The 15,660-nt window shown below is 68.3% G+C and carries 16 protein-coding genes; 4 read left to right on the top strand and 12 right to left on the bottom strand.

The window, feature by feature from the left end:
• Positions 1–126: 126 nt before the first annotated feature.
• Genes GY812_16210 through GY812_16200 form a run of 3 tightly spaced genes read right to left on the bottom strand, consistent with a single transcriptional unit; the run spans position 127 to position 4,744 of the window.
• Positions 127–1,785, bottom strand: coding sequence for a hydantoinase B/oxoprolinase family protein (locus GY812_16210; protein MCP4437026.1), 1,659 nt, complete (start codon positions 1,783–1,785; stop codon positions 127–129).
• Positions 1,782–3,656: a hydantoinase/oxoprolinase family protein gene (locus GY812_16205; protein MCP4437025.1), complete on the bottom strand. Its 1,875-nt coding sequence runs from the start codon at positions 3,654–3,656 to the stop codon at positions 1,782–1,784. The genes GY812_16210 and GY812_16205 overlap by 4 nt, the downstream gene beginning before the upstream one ends.
• The gene (locus GY812_16200; GenBank protein MCP4437024.1) at positions 3,632–4,744 is read right to left on the bottom strand and encodes a ribonuclease HI; all 1,113 of its coding nucleotides are present in this window, start codon (positions 4,742–4,744) and stop codon (positions 3,632–3,634) included. The genes GY812_16205 and GY812_16200 overlap by 25 nt, the downstream gene beginning before the upstream one ends.
• A 111-nt stretch (positions 4,745–4,855) precedes the next feature.
• Here GY812_16200 and aceE point away from each other — a divergent pair, with 111 nt between their 5' ends.
• A complete protein-coding gene (aceE, locus tag GY812_16195) occupies positions 4,856–7,591 on the top strand; it encodes a pyruvate dehydrogenase (acetyl-transferring), homodimeric type (protein MCP4437023.1) in 2,736 nt (911 codons plus the stop codon).
• 388 nt (positions 7,592–7,979) lie between these two features.
• Here aceE and GY812_16190 read toward each other — a convergent pair whose 3' ends face one another.
• From GY812_16190 to GY812_16170, 5 genes are all read right to left on the bottom strand, one after another.
• Positions 7,980–8,567, bottom strand: a complete 588-nt coding sequence (locus GY812_16190) for a Fe-S cluster assembly protein HesB (protein MCP4437022.1) — start codon at positions 8,565–8,567, stop codon at positions 7,980–7,982.
• Entirely contained in the window at positions 8,560–9,432 is an 873-nt protein-coding gene (locus tag GY812_16185) for an alpha/beta fold hydrolase (GenBank protein ID MCP4437021.1), read from the bottom strand. Before GY812_16185 ends, GY812_16190 begins: the two co-directional genes overlap by 8 nt.
• Before the next feature lie 59 nt (positions 9,433–9,491).
• Positions 9,492–9,707 (bottom strand): hypothetical protein, encoded by a 216-nt coding sequence (locus GY812_16180; GenBank protein ID MCP4437020.1) that lies wholly within the window; start codon positions 9,705–9,707, stop codon positions 9,492–9,494.
• Between the two features lie 26 nt (positions 9,708–9,733).
• A complete protein-coding gene (locus GY812_16175) occupies positions 9,734–10,177 on the bottom strand; it encodes a hypothetical protein (protein MCP4437019.1) in 444 nt (147 codons plus the stop codon).
• A 121-nt stretch (positions 10,178–10,298) separates the two neighbouring features.
• Positions 10,299–11,405: an acyl-CoA/acyl-ACP dehydrogenase gene (locus GY812_16170; protein MCP4437018.1), complete on the bottom strand. Its 1,107-nt coding sequence runs from the start codon at positions 11,403–11,405 to the stop codon at positions 10,299–10,301.
• A 116-nt stretch (positions 11,406–11,521) separates the two neighbouring features.
• Between GY812_16170 and GY812_16165 the strand changes: the two genes are divergently transcribed.
• Positions 11,522–11,800 (top strand): hypothetical protein, encoded by a 279-nt coding sequence (locus GY812_16165; protein MCP4437017.1) that lies wholly within the window; start codon positions 11,522–11,524, stop codon positions 11,798–11,800.
• Positions 11,797–12,207, top strand: a complete 411-nt coding sequence (locus tag GY812_16160) for a type II toxin-antitoxin system VapC family toxin (GenBank protein ID MCP4437016.1) — start codon at positions 11,797–11,799, stop codon at positions 12,205–12,207. Before GY812_16165 ends, GY812_16160 begins: the two co-directional genes overlap by 4 nt.
• Before the next feature lie 6 nt (positions 12,208–12,213).
• Here GY812_16160 and GY812_16155 read toward each other — a convergent pair whose 3' ends face one another.
• Both GY812_16155 and GY812_16150 read right to left on the bottom strand, forming a co-directional pair.
• Positions 12,214–12,699, bottom strand: a complete 486-nt coding sequence (locus GY812_16155; protein ID MCP4437015.1) for an SRPBCC domain-containing protein — start codon at positions 12,697–12,699, stop codon at positions 12,214–12,216.
• Entirely contained in the window at positions 12,692–13,117 is a 426-nt protein-coding gene (locus tag GY812_16150) for a metalloregulator ArsR/SmtB family transcription factor (protein MCP4437014.1), read from the bottom strand. The genes GY812_16155 and GY812_16150 overlap by 8 nt, the downstream gene beginning before the upstream one ends.
• Positions 13,118–13,301: 184 nt before the next feature.
• Between GY812_16150 and GY812_16145 the strand changes: the two genes are divergently transcribed.
• Positions 13,302–13,919 carry an MBL fold metallo-hydrolase gene (locus GY812_16145; GenBank protein ID MCP4437013.1) on the top strand — a complete coding sequence of 206 codons (618 nt, stop codon included), beginning with the start codon at positions 13,302–13,304 and terminating at the stop codon, positions 13,917–13,919.
• A 41-nt stretch (positions 13,920–13,960) separates the two neighbouring features.
• Here the strand turns inward: GY812_16145 and GY812_16140 are convergent, their stop codons facing one another.
• Both GY812_16140 and GY812_16135 read right to left on the bottom strand, forming a co-directional pair.
• Entirely contained in the window at positions 13,961–14,416 is a 456-nt protein-coding gene (locus tag GY812_16140; GenBank protein ID MCP4437012.1) for a hypothetical protein, read from the bottom strand.
• Between the two features lie 186 nt (positions 14,417–14,602).
• Positions 14,603–15,532, bottom strand: coding sequence for a sulfite exporter TauE/SafE family protein (locus GY812_16135; protein MCP4437011.1), 930 nt, complete (start codon positions 15,530–15,532; stop codon positions 14,603–14,605).
• Between the last annotated feature and the right edge of the window lie 128 nt (positions 15,533–15,660).

The raw sequence follows: 15,660 nt of genomic DNA, 5'->3' as shown, positions 1-15,660 counted from the left end.
TGAGCCGGCCGGACCGGTCGGACCCAGGCCTGTGCTGAACTACTCATCCACCTTCTTGGCGTAGATCCGCGTCACATCGACGCGGCACCACTCCAGAACGCACGATGAGTAAACCAGCACGGTGGCTCAGCTGCCCAGACGTCCGTCAGCTTTGCCCCACCCGCCGCCGCCGGGGGTGAGTACCCGCAGCACGTCGCCGGCTCGCAGCTCGACCGTGCACTTGTCGGCCAGGCGCTCGGCGCGGGATTCGTCGCCGGCGGGCAACAGCCAGTTCTCGCCCACCGCTCCGGGCCGGCCACCTTCCAGCCCCCAGGGTTGGCTGACCCGCCGCTCGGTGATGAGCGACGCGGTGCAGGCGACCAGCACTTCGAGGTCGCGTTCGATCCCCTCGCCGCCCGGCGCGGCACCCTCTCCCCCGCTGCCGCGGCGCAGGCGCTGGCGGAGCACCCTCACGGGGAACGCCCGCTCCAGCGCCTCGATCGGCGTGTTGCGGGTGTTGGTCATCGCCGTGTGCACGCCCGACATGCCAGGCATCGGGTGACTACCCGGACGGTCCGGATCCGGCGGGCGGCCGCCCTGTCCACCGGCGGTGGTCTCGTAGTACACCCACGGGCCGCCGCGGTCCGCATCGGACCCTCCGCCCCCGATCAGCAGGTTGTTCATCGTGCCCTGTCCGGCCGCAGGCACCCTGCCGGGCAACAGCTGCGAGAGCGCGAGCTGGCACACGTCGGCAACCCGCTGGCTCACCTCGACATTGCCCGCGCCGACGGCCACCGGGGCGACTGCGTCCACGATCGAACCGGCCGGCGTCACCACCTTCACCGGTGCCATCACCCCTGCGTTGGCGGGCAGCGTGGGATCCAGCACAGCCCTCAGAGCGAAGGCCACCGCCGACACCGTCACAGCGCGCACGGCGTTGGTGTTGCCCCAGCGCTGGGGGTCGGTTCCGGTGAAGTCGAACGTGATGCTCGCGCCGCCGGCATCGCCGCCGACCTGGACCGCCAACTCGATCGAGGCGGGCCGCTGCTGTTCCGCCGACCCGCCTGTGGAGTCGACCACGTCGCTCGCAGCCACCTTCTCGGTCGGCAAGGCACCGAGCACCGAACGACACAGGCGCTCGCCGTGTGCCAACACCTCGCCGAACGGCGAGCCCGCCAATTCACCCAGGCGAGTGACCCCGACGACGTTGGACCCGACCTGGGCCTCGAGGTCGCCTGATCGCTCCCACGGCGTGCGGCTGTTGGCCGCGAGCAGAGCCCGCACGTCGTCGGTGAGAACCACAGGCGGGATGCGTAGCCCCTCGGCATGGATGTCGGTTGCATCGGCGGGAATGGAGCCGGGCGCGGATCCGCCGACATCCGCGTGGTGGGCGCGGTTGGCGACCCAGCCCACCAACTCACGCCGGCCACTGGCCGGCGCCGGGGCGAAGCACGGTGCCACAACAGTGATGTCGTTGAGGTGCGTGCCCCCGGCGAACGGGTCGTTGACGAGTGCCTGGTCGCCCGGGCCCAGGCGGTCACCAAGGTGATCGATCACGGCGGCCACCGAAGCTGGCATCGATCCAAGGTGCACCGGAATGTGCTCGGCCTGGGCAAGGACGTGCCCCGCCGGGTCGAACACCGCGGCCGAGCAATCCGCGCGCTCCTTGATGTTGGGACTGAACGCGGCGCGCTGGAGCACGGCGCCCATCTCCTCGGCGATGCCGCTCAACCGGGCTATCAGCACCTGCAGCGACGCCGGGTCGAGTGACCCGGGCGCCGTGCTGCCGCTGTCCTGGCTGCTCACGACGAACCCCCTGCCGGTGAAGGAGAACTCCGCCGAAGCACGAGGGCGCCGAGGGCGCCTTCGGAACCCTCCCAACCACCGGGGATCCAGATCGTGCAGTCCTCACGCGACACCACGCGGGGGCCGACGACGGTCTCGCCTGCCCACTTGCCCTCCCATGACCCACACAGCGCCTCGATCGACACCGGGGCCGGCAGGGTTGCCGTGGCCCTGATTGCCGTCACCTCCACGGGGTCACCGGCTCGCTCGTAGCCGTTGTGGCGACGGTGGACCTCGCCGAACTCGTCCACGGAACCCACCCGCAACTCATGGCTCTGGCCGGCGTACCGACAGTCGAACGCGACCTCGACCTCCGCTGCGGGATTGCCGACTGCTGCCACAGCTGATGCCGCCAGGTCATCGCCGGCAGCCACCAGACCGGAATGGTCGAGCGGCTCGGGCCAGCTGCGGACGAGCTCGATGCCGCGGGGCGAGCTGAGCAGACCCATCGCGCTGAGCACCCCGGCGGCGGCGGGAACGATCACCGCTGCCGCACCCAACTCCTCGGCCAGCTCGCAAGCGTGCAGCGGGCCTGCACCGCCGAAGGCGACCAGGGCGATCCCCGCCGGGTCGACACCCCGCTGCACCGACACCTTGCGCAGCGCCTGGACCATCGTCGCGTTGACGACCTCGACCACGCCCTCGGCGGTGACGCCGGCGGTTTCCATCGCGTCGGCGGCACCCTGCGAGTCGAGCTCGCCGAGGCCGCTGAACGCCGTGCCTCGGGGAATACGGCCCAGCAGCAGATTGGCATCGGTGACCGTCGGCTCCGTGCCGCCCCGGCGGTAGCAGACTGGGCCGGGCACCGCGCCGGCGGACTCGGGACCTACGACCAGCGCACCACCGGCATCGATGCGGGCGATGCTGCCGCCGCCGGCGCCGACGGTGTGCACGTCGAGCGAGGGAAGCCGCACCGGGAACCCGGCGACGTCGTGCTGGGCAGCAACCGCCGGCTCACCACCCAACACGAGGCACACATCGGTGCTGGTGCCTCCCATGTCGAAGCCCACCGCGTCGTCGAACCCGCAGGCCCGCGCCACCTGCGCAGCGGCCCGTGCCCCCGCCGCAGGCCCGGAGAGCAGCAGCGAAGCCGGCACGTCAGCCGCGCGCCGCACGTCCACCAGCGCACCGGCGGAGGTCATCACGGCCACGTCGTCGGCCGCCTCGGCAAGGCCTTCGAGGTACGAGCGGCACACGGGCCGCAATGCTGCGTTGACCACGGTCGTGACAGTTCGCTCGTATTCGCGGAACTCGGGACTCACCTCGTGCGACGCAGTCACCTCCCAGCCCCGCGATCGGATCTCGGCGGCGACAGACCGCTCGTGTGAACCATCGAGATCGGAGTGCAACAACACGACGGCCACGGCGTCGGCATCCTCGGGCGGGTCCATGACGGTTGCCGCGTCGACCGCGAGCAGTTCGCTCCCATCGGCGCCAAGGCGACCCCGAGCCTCGATCCGGTCCGGCCGGGCGACCAGTGGGTCCGGTCGGTCCGCCCACTGGTCGTAGAGCGACGGGCGGTCCTGGCGGGCGATCTCGATCACATCCGCGAAGCCCTCGGTCGTGACCAGCGCGACCCGGCCGACCTTTCGCTCGAGCAGGGCATTGGTCGCCACAGTCGTGCCGTGAGCCAGTAGCTCGGGGCGACCGTCGGCCGGCCGCTTCGGAACTGCATCGTCGCCGCTCACCTGGGCAATGCCCGTGCGCACGGCTGCGCCTGGATCCGCGGGCGTGGAAGGCACCTTGGTGGTGAGCCCGTCGGCGGTCACCACATCGGTGAACGTGCCCCCGCTGTCGGCGCCGACCCTCACTGCGCCACGTCCAGTCGCCACACCTCTTCGCCCAGCACCTTCTCCCACTGTTTCAGCGCCGACTCCGCCTCGGCATCGCGGCCATCGGTCAACACCACGGCGAGGTCGGCCACGGACCGCAGCCATCCGTCTCGCCGGGCGAGCGACTTGCGACGCCCGTCGAGGTCAGCCGGCCGTTCCTTCTCCAGCACCACGACTTCACGCGCCACGTCGAGGGACTTCTCGAACTGCGAGCGCTCGCGCTCAGGCCAGCCCTGTGCAGGGTCCGGGTAAGGCAGTATCACGGCGAGGTCGGCACCGGCGGCGAGCGCGACCTCCGCAGCCAGGGATTCTGCGCCGGCGCGCAGGCCACTGAGCACGACGAGGTCCGGGTACATCTGACGTTGCCCTTCGATCACTGCCCGCAACGACTCCCTGGTGGACGCGTCGTCGGCGATCTCGTGCGAACGAAGCCCGGCCACCACGAGCACGTGGCCCTCGGGCACCCGGGGGTCGGCAGCCCTGCGGGCGGCAGACCGGGAAGCAGGCCCGCCTGAGGAAGCCTCCGAGGATCGGGCTGCGCCAGCAGGTGCAACGGCCGGTCCGGTCGGCTCGTCGGGGTTGCCGAGGAACTCGTCGGCCGGGGGGCCGGCGCCCTCGGCTCCCTCGCCACGCTGAACCGCACCGACTGCGAGACGGTCCGCGATGTCATTCCACTCGTCGCCCGAGTGGCCCTTCACCCACTCGAGCACGAGGTTCTCGCGGTCTCGGAAGTGCGGCACCAACTGCTCCCAGAGGTCGCGGTTGGCCACAGGCTTCTTCTGGGAGTTCTTCCAGCCCCTCTTAAGCCACCCCTGCCACCAGCGGTCACGCCAGCAGTTCACCAAATAGGTGGAGTCCGACACGATCCGCAACGGACCATCGAAACGCTCGCACGCCTCGAGGGCGGCGGCCACCTCCATGCGCTGGTTGGTGGTGTCGGGGTCATAACCCGCCGCCCAGGCACCACCGGGCTGCACCCAGGCCCATCCGCCCGGACCGGGGTTTCCGCTGCACGCACCATCGGTGAACACGGTGACCGTGGACCCCGAGGTGCCTGCGGAGGTGGGAGAGTGGGGATCGCCGCCCATGACGGCAACCTAGAGCGTGGAGGGGTGCGAGGCGCACGCATCGGCCACGAACCGAAACACTCCGCCCCGGCCGGCGATCCGGCGGGACGGGACAACCGAGGAAACAACGAGATGATCATCGACGGGTTCACCCACCAGCTGCCGGACATCGACCCCGAGGAGACCCAGGAGTGGCTCGACTCACTCACCGCCGTGGTCGACCAGCGCGGCAGGGCCCGCGCGCAGTACCTGGTCAGCCGCCTCACGGCCAAGGCCCGAGAGTTGGCGATCGGCACTCCTGCACGGGTCTCCACCCCGTACGTCAACACGATCCCCGCCGAAGAAGAGCCCTGGTTCCCCGGCGATGAGGACATCGAGCGTCGCCTGCGGCGCTACATCCGCTGGAACGCAGCGGCGCAGGTCGTGCGGGCCAACCACCAGTCCGACGGTATCGGGGGCCACCTGTCGACCTTCGCCTCCTCCGCCGCCCTCTACGAGGTGGGCTTCAATCACTTCTTCCGGGGCAAGGATGCCGGCCCCGGCGACCACGTCTACATCCAGGGGCACGCGTCGCCGGGCATATATGCGCGGGCCTTTCTCGAGTACCGCCTAGACGAGGCCGACCTCGACCGGTTCCGCCACGAGATCCCGAATCCGCAACGCCCCGGGCGCGGCCTCTCGTCCTACCCGCACCCCAGGTTGATGCCCGACTTCTGGGAGTACCCCACGGTGTCGATGGGCCTCGGGCCGATCATGTCGATCTACCAGGCGAGGTTCAACAAGTACCTGCAGAACCGCCGCATCGACGACGCCGCCAACTCGCGTGTGTGGTGCTTCCTCGGTGACGGGGAGTGCGACGAGCCCGAGACCCTCGGATCGATCTCCCTGGCGGCCCGCGAGCACCTCGACAACCTCACCTGGGTCATCAACTGCAACCTGCAGCGCCTGGACGGGCCGGTGCGCGGCAACGGCAAGATCATCCAGGAGCTCGAGGCCATGTTCCGCGGGGCGGGCTGGAACGTGATCAAGGTCATCTGGGGTGGCCGTTGGGACGAACTGCTGATGCGCGACACCGACAGCGTGCTGCTCAACCAGATGAACACGACCGTTGACGGTGAGTTCCAGCGCTACGCGATCGAGGACGGCAGCTACATCAGGGAGAACTTCTTCGGACCCGACCCCCGGCTGCGGTCCCTGGTGGAGCACCTCTCCGACGAGGACCTCACCAAGCTGCCACGAGGCGGCCACGACTACCGCAAGCTATACGCCGCCTACTCCGCCGCGGTCAGCACCTCTGACGTACCCACGGTGATCCTGGCCAAGACGGTCAAGGGATGGACGTTGGGGTCCGGACTGGAAGCGCGCAACTCGACCCACCAGATCAAGAAGATGAGTTCCGACCAGTTGCTCGAACTGCGCGACCGGCTGCACCTGCAGGACGTGGTCTCCGAGGAGGACCTGGCAGGAGACATGCCGCCATACATCAGGCCTTCCCCGGACTCGCCGGAGACCCGCTACCTGCTCGAGCGGCGCAAGGCGCTCGACGGGCCGCTGCCATCTCGCACACTGCCCATCCGTCGGCCCATCACCCCTCCGGCACCGACGGCTTTCGACGAGCTGCTGGCCGGCTCCGGCAAGCAGCCGGCAAGCACCACGACCGCGTTCACACGACTGCTGAGGGACCTGATCCGCGACGAGTCGATCGGCCCTCGCATCGTGCCGATAGTTCCCGACGAGGCACGCACCTTCGGCATGGATTCGCTGTTCAAGGAAGTCGGGATCTATGCGTCGCAGGGCCAGCTCTACGAGCCGGTCGACCACGACCTGTTGCTCAGCTACCGCGAATCGAGCGATGGCCAGATCCTCGAGGAGGGCATCACCGAAGCGGGCGCTATGTCGAGCTGGATCGCGGCCGCCACCAGCCACGCCCACCGCGGCGTGCCAATGGTGCCGTTCTACACGTTCTATTCGATGTTCGGATTCCAGCGGGTCGGCGACCTGATCTGGGCGGCCGCCGATGCACGCGCCCGCGGGTTCCTGATGGGCGCCACGGCCGGCCGCACGACACTCATGGGCGAGGGACTACAGCACCAGGACGGCCACAGCCATGTGCTGTCCTCGACGGTGCCCGTGTGCCGCAGCTACGACCCCGCGTTCGCGTTCGAGATGGCGTTGATCATCCGAGACGGCCTGCAGCGCATGTACCCGGGAGACGGTTCCGAGGGTGAGGACGCCTTCTACTACCTCACCGTCTACAACGAGAACTACCCGATGCCCGCAATGCCCGACGACGGTGGCAGCGGAGAACTCGAGGCCGGCGTGATCGACGGCCTCTACCGCTGGGCACCCGCCCCGCAGGGTGAGGGCCCGGAAGCCACGATCCTGTTCTCGGGCACCGCTTGGGAGGCCGCACTGCAGGCACGAGAGATGCTGGCCGAGCAGTACGCCGTGCGTGCATCGGTATGGTCGGCGACGTCGTACCAGCAGCTGCGCCTGGAGGCGATGGAGGTCGAACGCTGGAACCGGCTGCATCCCCTCGAGCAGCCACGCGTCCCGCTCGTGACCCGCAAGCTGGCAGCCAGCTCGGGCCCGATCGTGGCGGTCACCGACTTCATGCGCGCCGTGCCTGACCAGATCAGCCGTTGGGTGCCGCCGGGGCGCCAGTACACATCACTCGGCACCGACGGCTTCGGGCGGTCCGACACTCGCGAGGAGCTGCGCCGGTTCTTCGAGACGAACGCGGCGCATGTCGCTGTGGCGGTGCTCGCCGAACTCGCGGTCGAGGGGTCAGCCGGCCCAGGGGCCGCCGCAGATGCGATAGTGCGCTACGGACTGGACCCGGACGCCCTGCCGAGCTGGCTCTCCTGACCGGGTCGGGATCAGAGCCAGTAGGTGGTGGTCGCCCACACGGCGGCGGCCAGCAACAACACGACCACGAACAGCCAGACGATGGCGTTGGAAAAGCCGGCCTGCTGGGGCCCTACCCGGGCCGCCATGACCTCCTGGCCCGGTCGTTGCCCCGATGCGAACGACGGAACGCCAGAAGCCTCATGCAAGGGCTTGTGGCATACCTCGCAGGAGCGCGAGCCTTCGCGCACCAAGAACTGGCAATGCGGACATGTATCCACGGGCTTCGGTTTCTCCAGGTAGTTGCAGTGCTTCAGAAGAGCATTCGGAAGCTTGCGCAGCCCACTTGAGCGTTTCGGGCCGATCTGCCCATAAGTCACACGGCACTGGGCCACAGGCACCATCGGATTCAGCCCGGCGAGTCGTCCTTTGCCTTCTTGGCGGCCTTCATCATCTTCTTCCAGTCGCGAACCCGGGCCAGCGACTCGGCAGAGTCCACATCGGCAACCGAGCGGGGCTCGGAGTCCGAAAATGGGGCGGCGACCTCCTGCCACCCCTTCGGAGCGACCCCGAACCGCTTGGCCAGGATGGAAATAAAGATCTTGGTCTTCTCCTCGCCATAGCCGGGGAGCGCCCGCAACCGCTTCCTGAGCGTCTCGGCATCGGGCACATCGCGCCACAGTGCGGCGGCATCTCCGTCGTAGTCGGATTCGAGGTCGGCACAGAGTGCGTGGATGCGCTTGCCCATCGAGGCAGGGAATCGGTGGATGGCCGGCTTGGCGGCGCACACCGAGACGAACTCCTCCTGGTCCATCGCTGCGATCGCGCCTGCGTCGAGACCGCCGAGCCTCTCGGCAAGAGTCGCCGGGCCACGGAACGCCCACTCCATCGGCACCTGCTGGTCGAGCAGCATGCCGATCAACAGCGCCAGCGGGTCCTCGCTCAGCAGGCGGTCTGCCGACTCGTCTCCCGTGATCGGAATGGCCACATCACCCATCTGCAACACCCATCTCCTGTGAGGCATCGCCCGGCTCAGGGGGCGGTCCGGCCGGTAACGCTTCGTCGTGCGGCGCGTCGACTTGCTCAACGGCCGCTTCCGGCGCGCCGTCCGACTCCGCTGCAATCCGCTGGCGGCGCAGCCACCCGAGGAACACCGCTACCGCCCGCGGGTCGTGGCGCAGCTCGTGGCCCGCCCCGCTCAACACCTTCATCTCCGCGGAACCGTGCGCATCGGCGATCGCAAGGCCGTCCTCGAGCGGGGTGAGGTCGTCCTTGTCGCCATGCATCACCAGCAGCGACCGGGGCGCCAGGTCGCGCGCCGCGTCCATGGGGCGGACCGCCTTGAGTTCCGACGACCAGGCGTCGAAGTTGTCGGGGAAGTCCTGGTCCTTGATCACCTGCACCTGGCGGGCATGCAGCAACAGCCTGCGCGGGTGCCGCGCCCAGTCGTCGAAGTCAGCCGGAGTAGCCATTGCCGCGACACCTTGGACCACGGGATTGCGGGCCGCCTCGACCACTGCGAGGGAGCCACCGGACCCATAGCCCGCAAGCCAGACCCCGTCGCCGCACAGGTCGTGGACGTGCGCCACCGCTGCGGCCACGTCGTCGAGCCAGCCGAGCAGCGAGAAGTCGCCCTCGGCCTTGCCGCAGCCGCGGAAGTTCATTGTGAGCACCATCCACCCCAGCTCGTTGGCAATGCGGTCAGCCAGTTCGGGAAACGAGATCCCCGACTGGGGCGACTCGCGACCGCGGGTGGGAAAGCCATGGCACAGCACGAGCCCAGGGGGTTCCCGCAGGCCCTCGGCCGGCTCGGCCAGATGACCTGAGAGTGTCAGCTCACCGGAGGCGAACTGGTAGTCCATGACGGGCTGGGTCGTGCTCTGGCGCTCTCCTCCCACAGCCGGCTCCCGTCACCCGGGTCTCAGCCAGCCGCGCGCTGCGGAGCGAACAGCTTGTAGCCCCGGTTGCGTGCCTCTGGGAGCTCGTCGGGCCCGAAGCACAGGAACGTCTCGGCTTCCATCAGCTCGTGGATGAGGTGTTCGTAATCATCGGACAGTTCGTCGATGTCGTAGACCACCTGGCTTCTCTTGTCGCCGACGTAGCGGTGGTGCTCGAACTTGGTGGGCCGATCCATCATTCTCCTCAGGTCAGGACCTGCACATCCTACGATGGCGTGTCGCCGCCATCGACACGGGGTCCGATGACTCCGATCGCCTCGTAGTACTGCTGCTCCACATCGAGGATGACCACCACGTCGGTGTCATCGATTTCGACGTCGAGCCGCTCGAGGCGGCCGAGGATCCAGGCGACGGGTTCGTCGTCTTCGACCACCACGAGGTTCTCACCGATGTCGTCGACCGCTTTCTCCGACGCGACGCCGGCCTCGGCGAGGTAGTCGCAGTGCGCGCCGAGCACAGCATCGACGTCGTCGTAGGACAGCCGGGCCGTCAACTCGTCCGGAAGCCGGTCCGCCACGAAGTTCGTTGCTTCGGCGAGGTCGTACACGGATCGACGCGGCCTTTGGGACAGTGAGCCCGTGACCGACCCGATCGACGCGGCCGCGATCACGAAGGCACCGAGCACGAGCAGAGCTATCCAGATCCACACAACCCAGATACTGCCGAATTCGCCGCCCGGCGTCACCATTTTGGAGACACTGAGCGGCGATTTCGCTTGACCAATCTGTTGTCAGGTCAGTCGGGCGGGCGTTGCCCGCCAGCAGGAACTGTCAGATTCCGATGCGCTGGGCCAGCAGCTCGCGGTGGTAGGTGGGGTCTCCGAAGAGCAGCTCGGAGCTCTTGGCACGCTTGAAGTACAGGTGTGCGGGGTGCTCCCAGGTGAAGCCGATGCCACCGTGGATCTGGATGTTCTCCGCCGCCGCGTGGAAGTACGCCTCGGAGCAGTAGGCCTTCGCGAGCGACGCTACAGAGGGCAGCTCGTCGTTGAGCTCGGCTGCACACCAGCCGGCGTAGTAGGCGGCGGACTTGGCCGACTCGACCTCGAGCAGCATGTCGGCACACTTGTGCTTGATGGCCTGGAACGATCCGATCGGGCGGCCGAACTGCACGCGGTCCTTGGCGTACTGCACGGCGGACTCGAGCACTTCCTGAGCGCCGCCAACCTGCTCCGCGGCGAGCGCCACCGCTGCGAGGTCGAGCACCTGGGAGAGCACATCCCAGCCGGCGCCGTCGGTGCCTATGAGCTTGCCCTGCACGTCGCTGAACTCGAGGCGGGCCTGCTTTCGGGTCTGGTCCATGGTCGAGAGCGACGTGCGGGTGAGGCCGTCGGCGTCGCCGTCGACCGCGTAGAGGCTCACGCCGGCGTCGGACCTGGCGGCCACGATGATCAGGTTCGCGATGTGGCCGTCGAGCACGTAGAGCTTCTCGCCGTTGAGCTTGCCGTCGCCCGATGCGGTCATGGTGACCGCTTCCTCGTCCCACCGGCCGTTGGACTCGGTGTAGGCGAGCGTGGCGATGGTCTCACCCGAGGCGATGCCGGGCAGGTAGCTCTTCTTGGCGTCGTCGTCGCCGGAGTGGATCAGGGTCTGGCCGGCGAGCACGACGGTCGAGAAATAGGGGGCGCACAGAAGGCGGCGGCCCATCTCCTCGAGCACCACGATGAGCTCGACGAAGCTGTAGCCGGAGCCGCCGTACTCCTCGGGAATCACGAGGCCCTGCAGGCCCATCTGCTCTGCCATCTGGGTCCAGACGTCGTTGTCGTAACCGTCCTCGGTCTCCATGAGCTCGCGGACTGCGGCTTCGTCGGACTTCGTGTCGAGGAAGCTCTTGACGACGTTGCGGAGCTCTTCCTGCTCCTCTGAGAAGGCGAAGTTCATTGTGTGTCCCCCTGGGAAATCTGATCGATGTCGGCGGTCATACAACCACGGCCCGTCCGACGCCGCACGTCGACACGTGTACTCATGTGTACATGTTGGGCGCTACGCTCGTCCGCATGGAATCGGTGGGCATCCGGGAACTACGGGCCAACCTGGCGGCAGCCACTCGGCGCGCCGGGGCAGGCCAGCGAGTCGTCGTGACGATCGACGGTGAACCGATCGCCCAGCTCGGACCGGTGGAACCCACCGACAACGACCTCACCATCGCGGACATTGCCGCCAGGGGTCTCATCTCGCCGGCACGCCGCGACGACCGGCCACCGCCGGACTTCGTGATGCCCATGTGGGCCGGCACGAGAACCGACCAGCTCGTGCGGGAGATCCGCGGTCGATGACGATCGCACTGGACACCACGGCGCTGCTTGCGCGGTTTCTCGAAAGCGACGCGCGAACGGTCGTGCTCGAGGCGATGGACGCAGACCCAGAGTGGTGCGCCAGCGCGCTGGCGCTTTCGGAGGCCCTGATGCTCGCCGACAGGCTGGGCGACGACCCGAACCGAGCCGACGACCTGCGCAGGGCGCTGCGCGACGACTGGGAGCGGATCCACGTGGTACCCGTCGACGGTATGTGCCTCGAGCGCGCAGCCGAACTCGGCCGGACCCAGCCGCTGCGCACGGTCGACGCACTCCACCTGGCCGCGGCGGACCGGCTGCCCCGGCCCACCACGTTTGCCACCTTCGACCCGGCGCAGATCCCGGTCGCCCTCGCGATGGGATTCGACGTGCCCGGTTCGGTCGCCTGAGCGGCGCTACCCGTCCGCCAGGTGGCGGGTGAGCTTGTCGAGGGCCATGTTCCAGCCCATCTCGCCCGGAGACCCGGCCGGGATGCCGGCGTGGGTCATGACCATGTGGGTCTTGGCTCCGACACCCTCCAACGCGACGGTCACCTCGGTCGTGCCGGGATGACCCGGCGGCATGCCGGCCTGCTCGGGCGGAAGCGGATTGCCCTCCTCGTCGGCGGGAAGCTCGGTGTAGACGAGCCGGCTGGGCGCGTCGACCACGCTGTGCTCGCCGGTGAGGCACATCCGCATGGGGCCATCGGGCGTGTCCATCTCCATGCACACGAACCGGCCCCCTCCCACCGTCGCGTCGATCACCGCGACCGGGATGGTCGCGCCCTCGGGCCCGTACCAGGCCGCGAAGTGCTCGCCTTCGGTCCACATCCGCCACACCAGCTCGATGGGCGCGTCGAGGGTTCGTTCGATGACCACTGACTGGGTTGCATCGTCACTCATCGTTTGCACCTTTCTCATCTGGCGGTTCGCCAGTCTCATCCGGCGGTTCGCCAGTCTCACCCTGGAATCTCGCCAGGTAGTCGTCCATCCGGTCGAATCGTTGTTCCCAGATCGGCCGGTACTTCTCGGTCCAGTCGGAGACCTCCTGCAGCGGAGCGGCATCCAGGCCACACGGGCGGTACTGGGCGCGGCGGCCGCGTACGACCAGGCCGGCATGCTCCAGCACCTTGATGTGCCGCGATACGGCGGGCAGGGTCATGTCGAAGGGCTCGGCGAGCTCGTTGACACTCGCCTCCCCCTCGGCCAGCCGGGAGAGGATGGCACGACGCGTCGAGTTGGCGAGGGCCGCGAATGTGTCATCGAGCCGAGCCTCGCCGGACACCGTTGCGCCGTCGTTCTCGTCCAGCAGCACTGCCATCGCAACCTCATCCACCGATCCCGGCCGCCACCTCGACCCCTGCGGGCGATTAACGACTTCGTTAATTAACTACTATGTAAACTATGGGACCCGCTCCGCTGTGTCAATCCCCCATCTCATGTCTCATCGCCGGGCTGTCGAGGCTGCAGGCTCCACGGCAGTTGGCGTCTGGCAGACTCCGCAGATGGCAGCTGACACGTTCCACCTGGGTGACACCGACTTCGAGATCCACAAGGTCGTGGTGGGTGACTTCGAGAACAACGTGTTCGTGCTGCGCTGCCGCCATACCGGTGACGCGGTGCTGATCGACGCCGCCAACGAGCACGACCTGCTGCTCGACCTCGCAAAGTCCCTCGGGGTGCGCAAGGTGCTCGAGACCCACGGCCACTGGGACCACATCCAGGCGATCCCCCAGATGCGCGACGCCGGCTACTCCGTCGGCGTCACCACCGAGGACGCCTCGATGCTCGACAGCTACGACGAGATCCTCGAGCACGACACGGTGATCGAGGTGGGTGACCTGCGCCTGCGGACAATCAAGACCCCGGGCCACACGCCCGGGTCGATCTGCTTCCGGCTCGAGGGCAAGCCGGTCCTGTTCAGTGGCGACACACTCTTCCCCGGCGGACCCGGCGCGACCGGCTTCGAGGGGGGCGACTTCCCCACCATCATCTCCTCGATCGAGGACCTGATCTTCTCGACGCTCGACGCGGACACGATGGTGCTGCCGGGCCACGGCGACGACACGACCATCGGCGCCGAGTCACCCCACCTGCAGGAATGGATCGAGCGGGGTTGGTGAGCGACGGGCGCTGACCCGCGCGCTCCTGCAGCGCTGAGGCGCTACCAGCCCCCGACCATGGCCACGATGGCCAGCACCACCAGGAGCGTGTCGACCAGACCGACCACAGAAAGTCTGTTGGTCGCCCGCGCCTCTCCCTGCGCGTCGCCGCTGTCTATGGACGCCACTATCTGGCGACAGCCTGGTCCGAAGACGAAGATGCCGAGGCCAGCGCCGACAATCACGACCAGGAAGCCGATGCTCACGAACGGGTCCGAGAACTCGAACAGCCTCACGCCCTCGACGGTGAGCAGTACCAACCAGACGCCCGTTATGAGCACAACCGTCGCGGCGATGCTCTTGTAGACGCGGGCAAGGTTGCCCTGGGCGGCGGCCCACCAGCGGCGTGCCGCGACGTCGGCGCCCCTCGTCATCGACCCGGCGAAGGCCATGGTGAGGTTGGCGCCGAGCCAGGCGGCGACGGCGATGATGTGGATGACGAGCAGCGTGTTCCGCATGCCCAGAGGCTAGACCGCCCCGCTGGATTCGATGGACGTGCGCCCCTTGGGGCTCAGGCGAATGCGCCTGCGGTCATCCACCAGTAGGCCCACGCCGGGGTTCAGACGGTGCAGTAGTGCACGCCTCGGATCTCCGGAGAGAGGACGTGGTTGGCCGGGTCGGTCCAGCCCAATGGCCGGACGAGCTCAGCAATGCCCGGACTCGGAGGCGCCGGCGGCTTCGAGCACGTCGCGGGCCTCGGCGCTACGCAACACTGCCTGCTCCTCGCGGTCGAGGTGCACGCTGCGGGTCACCAGCACCACCGCCATGGGGATGCACGCCAGGACGACCGCTGTCACCAGTAGCGCGGAAGTACCCAAGCCGGCGAGGATGGTCCGCAGATTGAGGGTGACGATCATCGCCCCCACGAAGGTGCCGAGCACCCGAACCGGCAGCACCTTCACCGCCCACGCTGCGAATGGCGCGGCCACAGCGGCACCGGCGAGCAACGCCCCGAACTGCCCCCAGTCGACCTCCAGGTCACCCAGGTGCGGGGCGAACCCGATCACGGCGCCCAGTGCGACCAGGAATTCCGAGGCCGCAACCGAGCCGATGGCGAGGCGGGGCTCCATGCGCGCCGGCCCCATGAGCGAGGGTGTGGCCACCGGTCCCCATCCCCCGCCGCCGATCGCGTCGACCGTGCCGCCCACGAGGCCGACGGGAACGAGAACTGACCTGCGGATGTGGTCCGGCTCGGCGGTGGGAGGAGTGGCACCGAATGCGAAGCGGGCGAGCATCAGGATGCCGAGGATGAGCAGGACGGTGGCGGTCACCGGGGCCATGGATGCTCCGTCGACCGAACTGAGGAACCATGCACCCAGGAACCCCCCGAGCATCCCTGGCAGCCCGATTGCCCAAACGGTGCGCCAGTGCACGTTGCCGAACCGCCAGTGAGCAGTGCCGGATATCACCGAGGTCCCGAGCTTGGCTGCGTGGATGACCGCCGAAGCTGCAGCTGCGGTCGCTCCCCCGGCGACGAGCACGGAGGTGCCGATCACGCCGAAACCCATGCCGAGGGACCCGTCGAACAGCTGGGCGATCAGCCCTGCCGCAAAGAAGATCAGCAACCGCTCCATGTCACCCCCTCAGATCGCCTGCCCGTTCGCCTCACCGGCCGATCGCCATTCGGCCCCCGGCATCTTTCCCAGTAAACCACTAGGAATACTCGATTGCAAGGGCGCCTCCGGCGTAGCTCGGTCAGCCA

The sequence above is a fragment of the Actinomycetes bacterium genome, assembly GCA_024222295.1.
Taxonomy (GTDB): Bacteria; Actinomycetota; Acidimicrobiia; order Acidimicrobiales; family Microtrichaceae; genus JAAEPF01.
This window is presented reverse-complemented; position numbering and strand designations above follow the sequence as displayed.

What these genes read in the sequence shown, in the direction of transcription:
- aceE (MCP4437023.1), top strand. Translation starts at nt 4,856, where the DNA reads ATGATCATCGACGGGTTCACCCACCAGCTGCCGGACATCGACCCCGAG.
- GY812_16190 (MCP4437022.1), bottom strand. Translation starts at nt 8,567, where the DNA reads ATGGGTGATGTGGCCATTCCGATCACGGGAGACGAGTCGGCAGACCGC.
- GY812_16185 (MCP4437021.1), bottom strand. Translation starts at nt 9,432, where the DNA reads ATGGACTACCAGTTCGCCTCCGGTGAGCTGACACTCTCAGGTCATCTG.
- GY812_16180 (MCP4437020.1), bottom strand. Translation starts at nt 9,707, where the DNA reads ATGATGGATCGGCCCACCAAGTTCGAGCACCACCGCTACGTCGGCGAC.
- GY812_16145 (MCP4437013.1), top strand. Translation starts at nt 13,302, where the DNA reads ATGGCAGCTGACACGTTCCACCTGGGTGACACCGACTTCGAGATCCAC.
- GY812_16140 (MCP4437012.1), bottom strand. Translation starts at nt 14,416, where the DNA reads ATGCGGAACACGCTGCTCGTCATCCACATCATCGCCGTCGCCGCCTGG.
- GY812_16165 (MCP4437017.1), top strand. Translation starts at nt 11,522, where the DNA reads ATGGAATCGGTGGGCATCCGGGAACTACGGGCCAACCTGGCGGCAGCC.
- GY812_16170 (MCP4437018.1), bottom strand. Translation starts at nt 11,405, where the DNA reads ATGAACTTCGCCTTCTCAGAGGAGCAGGAAGAGCTCCGCAACGTCGTC.
- GY812_16200 (MCP4437024.1), bottom strand. Translation starts at nt 4,744, where the DNA reads ATGGGCGGCGATCCCCACTCTCCCACCTCCGCAGGCACCTCGGGGTCC.
- GY812_16135 (MCP4437011.1), bottom strand. Translation starts at nt 15,532, where the DNA reads ATGGAGCGGTTGCTGATCTTCTTTGCGGCAGGGCTGATCGCCCAGCTG.
- GY812_16155 (MCP4437015.1), bottom strand. Translation starts at nt 12,699, where the DNA reads ATGAGTGACGATGCAACCCAGTCAGTGGTCATCGAACGAACCCTCGAC.
- GY812_16160 (MCP4437016.1), top strand. Translation starts at nt 11,797, where the DNA reads ATGACGATCGCACTGGACACCACGGCGCTGCTTGCGCGGTTTCTCGAA.
- GY812_16150 (MCP4437014.1), bottom strand. Translation starts at nt 13,117, where the DNA reads ATGGCAGTGCTGCTGGACGAGAACGACGGCGCAACGGTGTCCGGCGAG.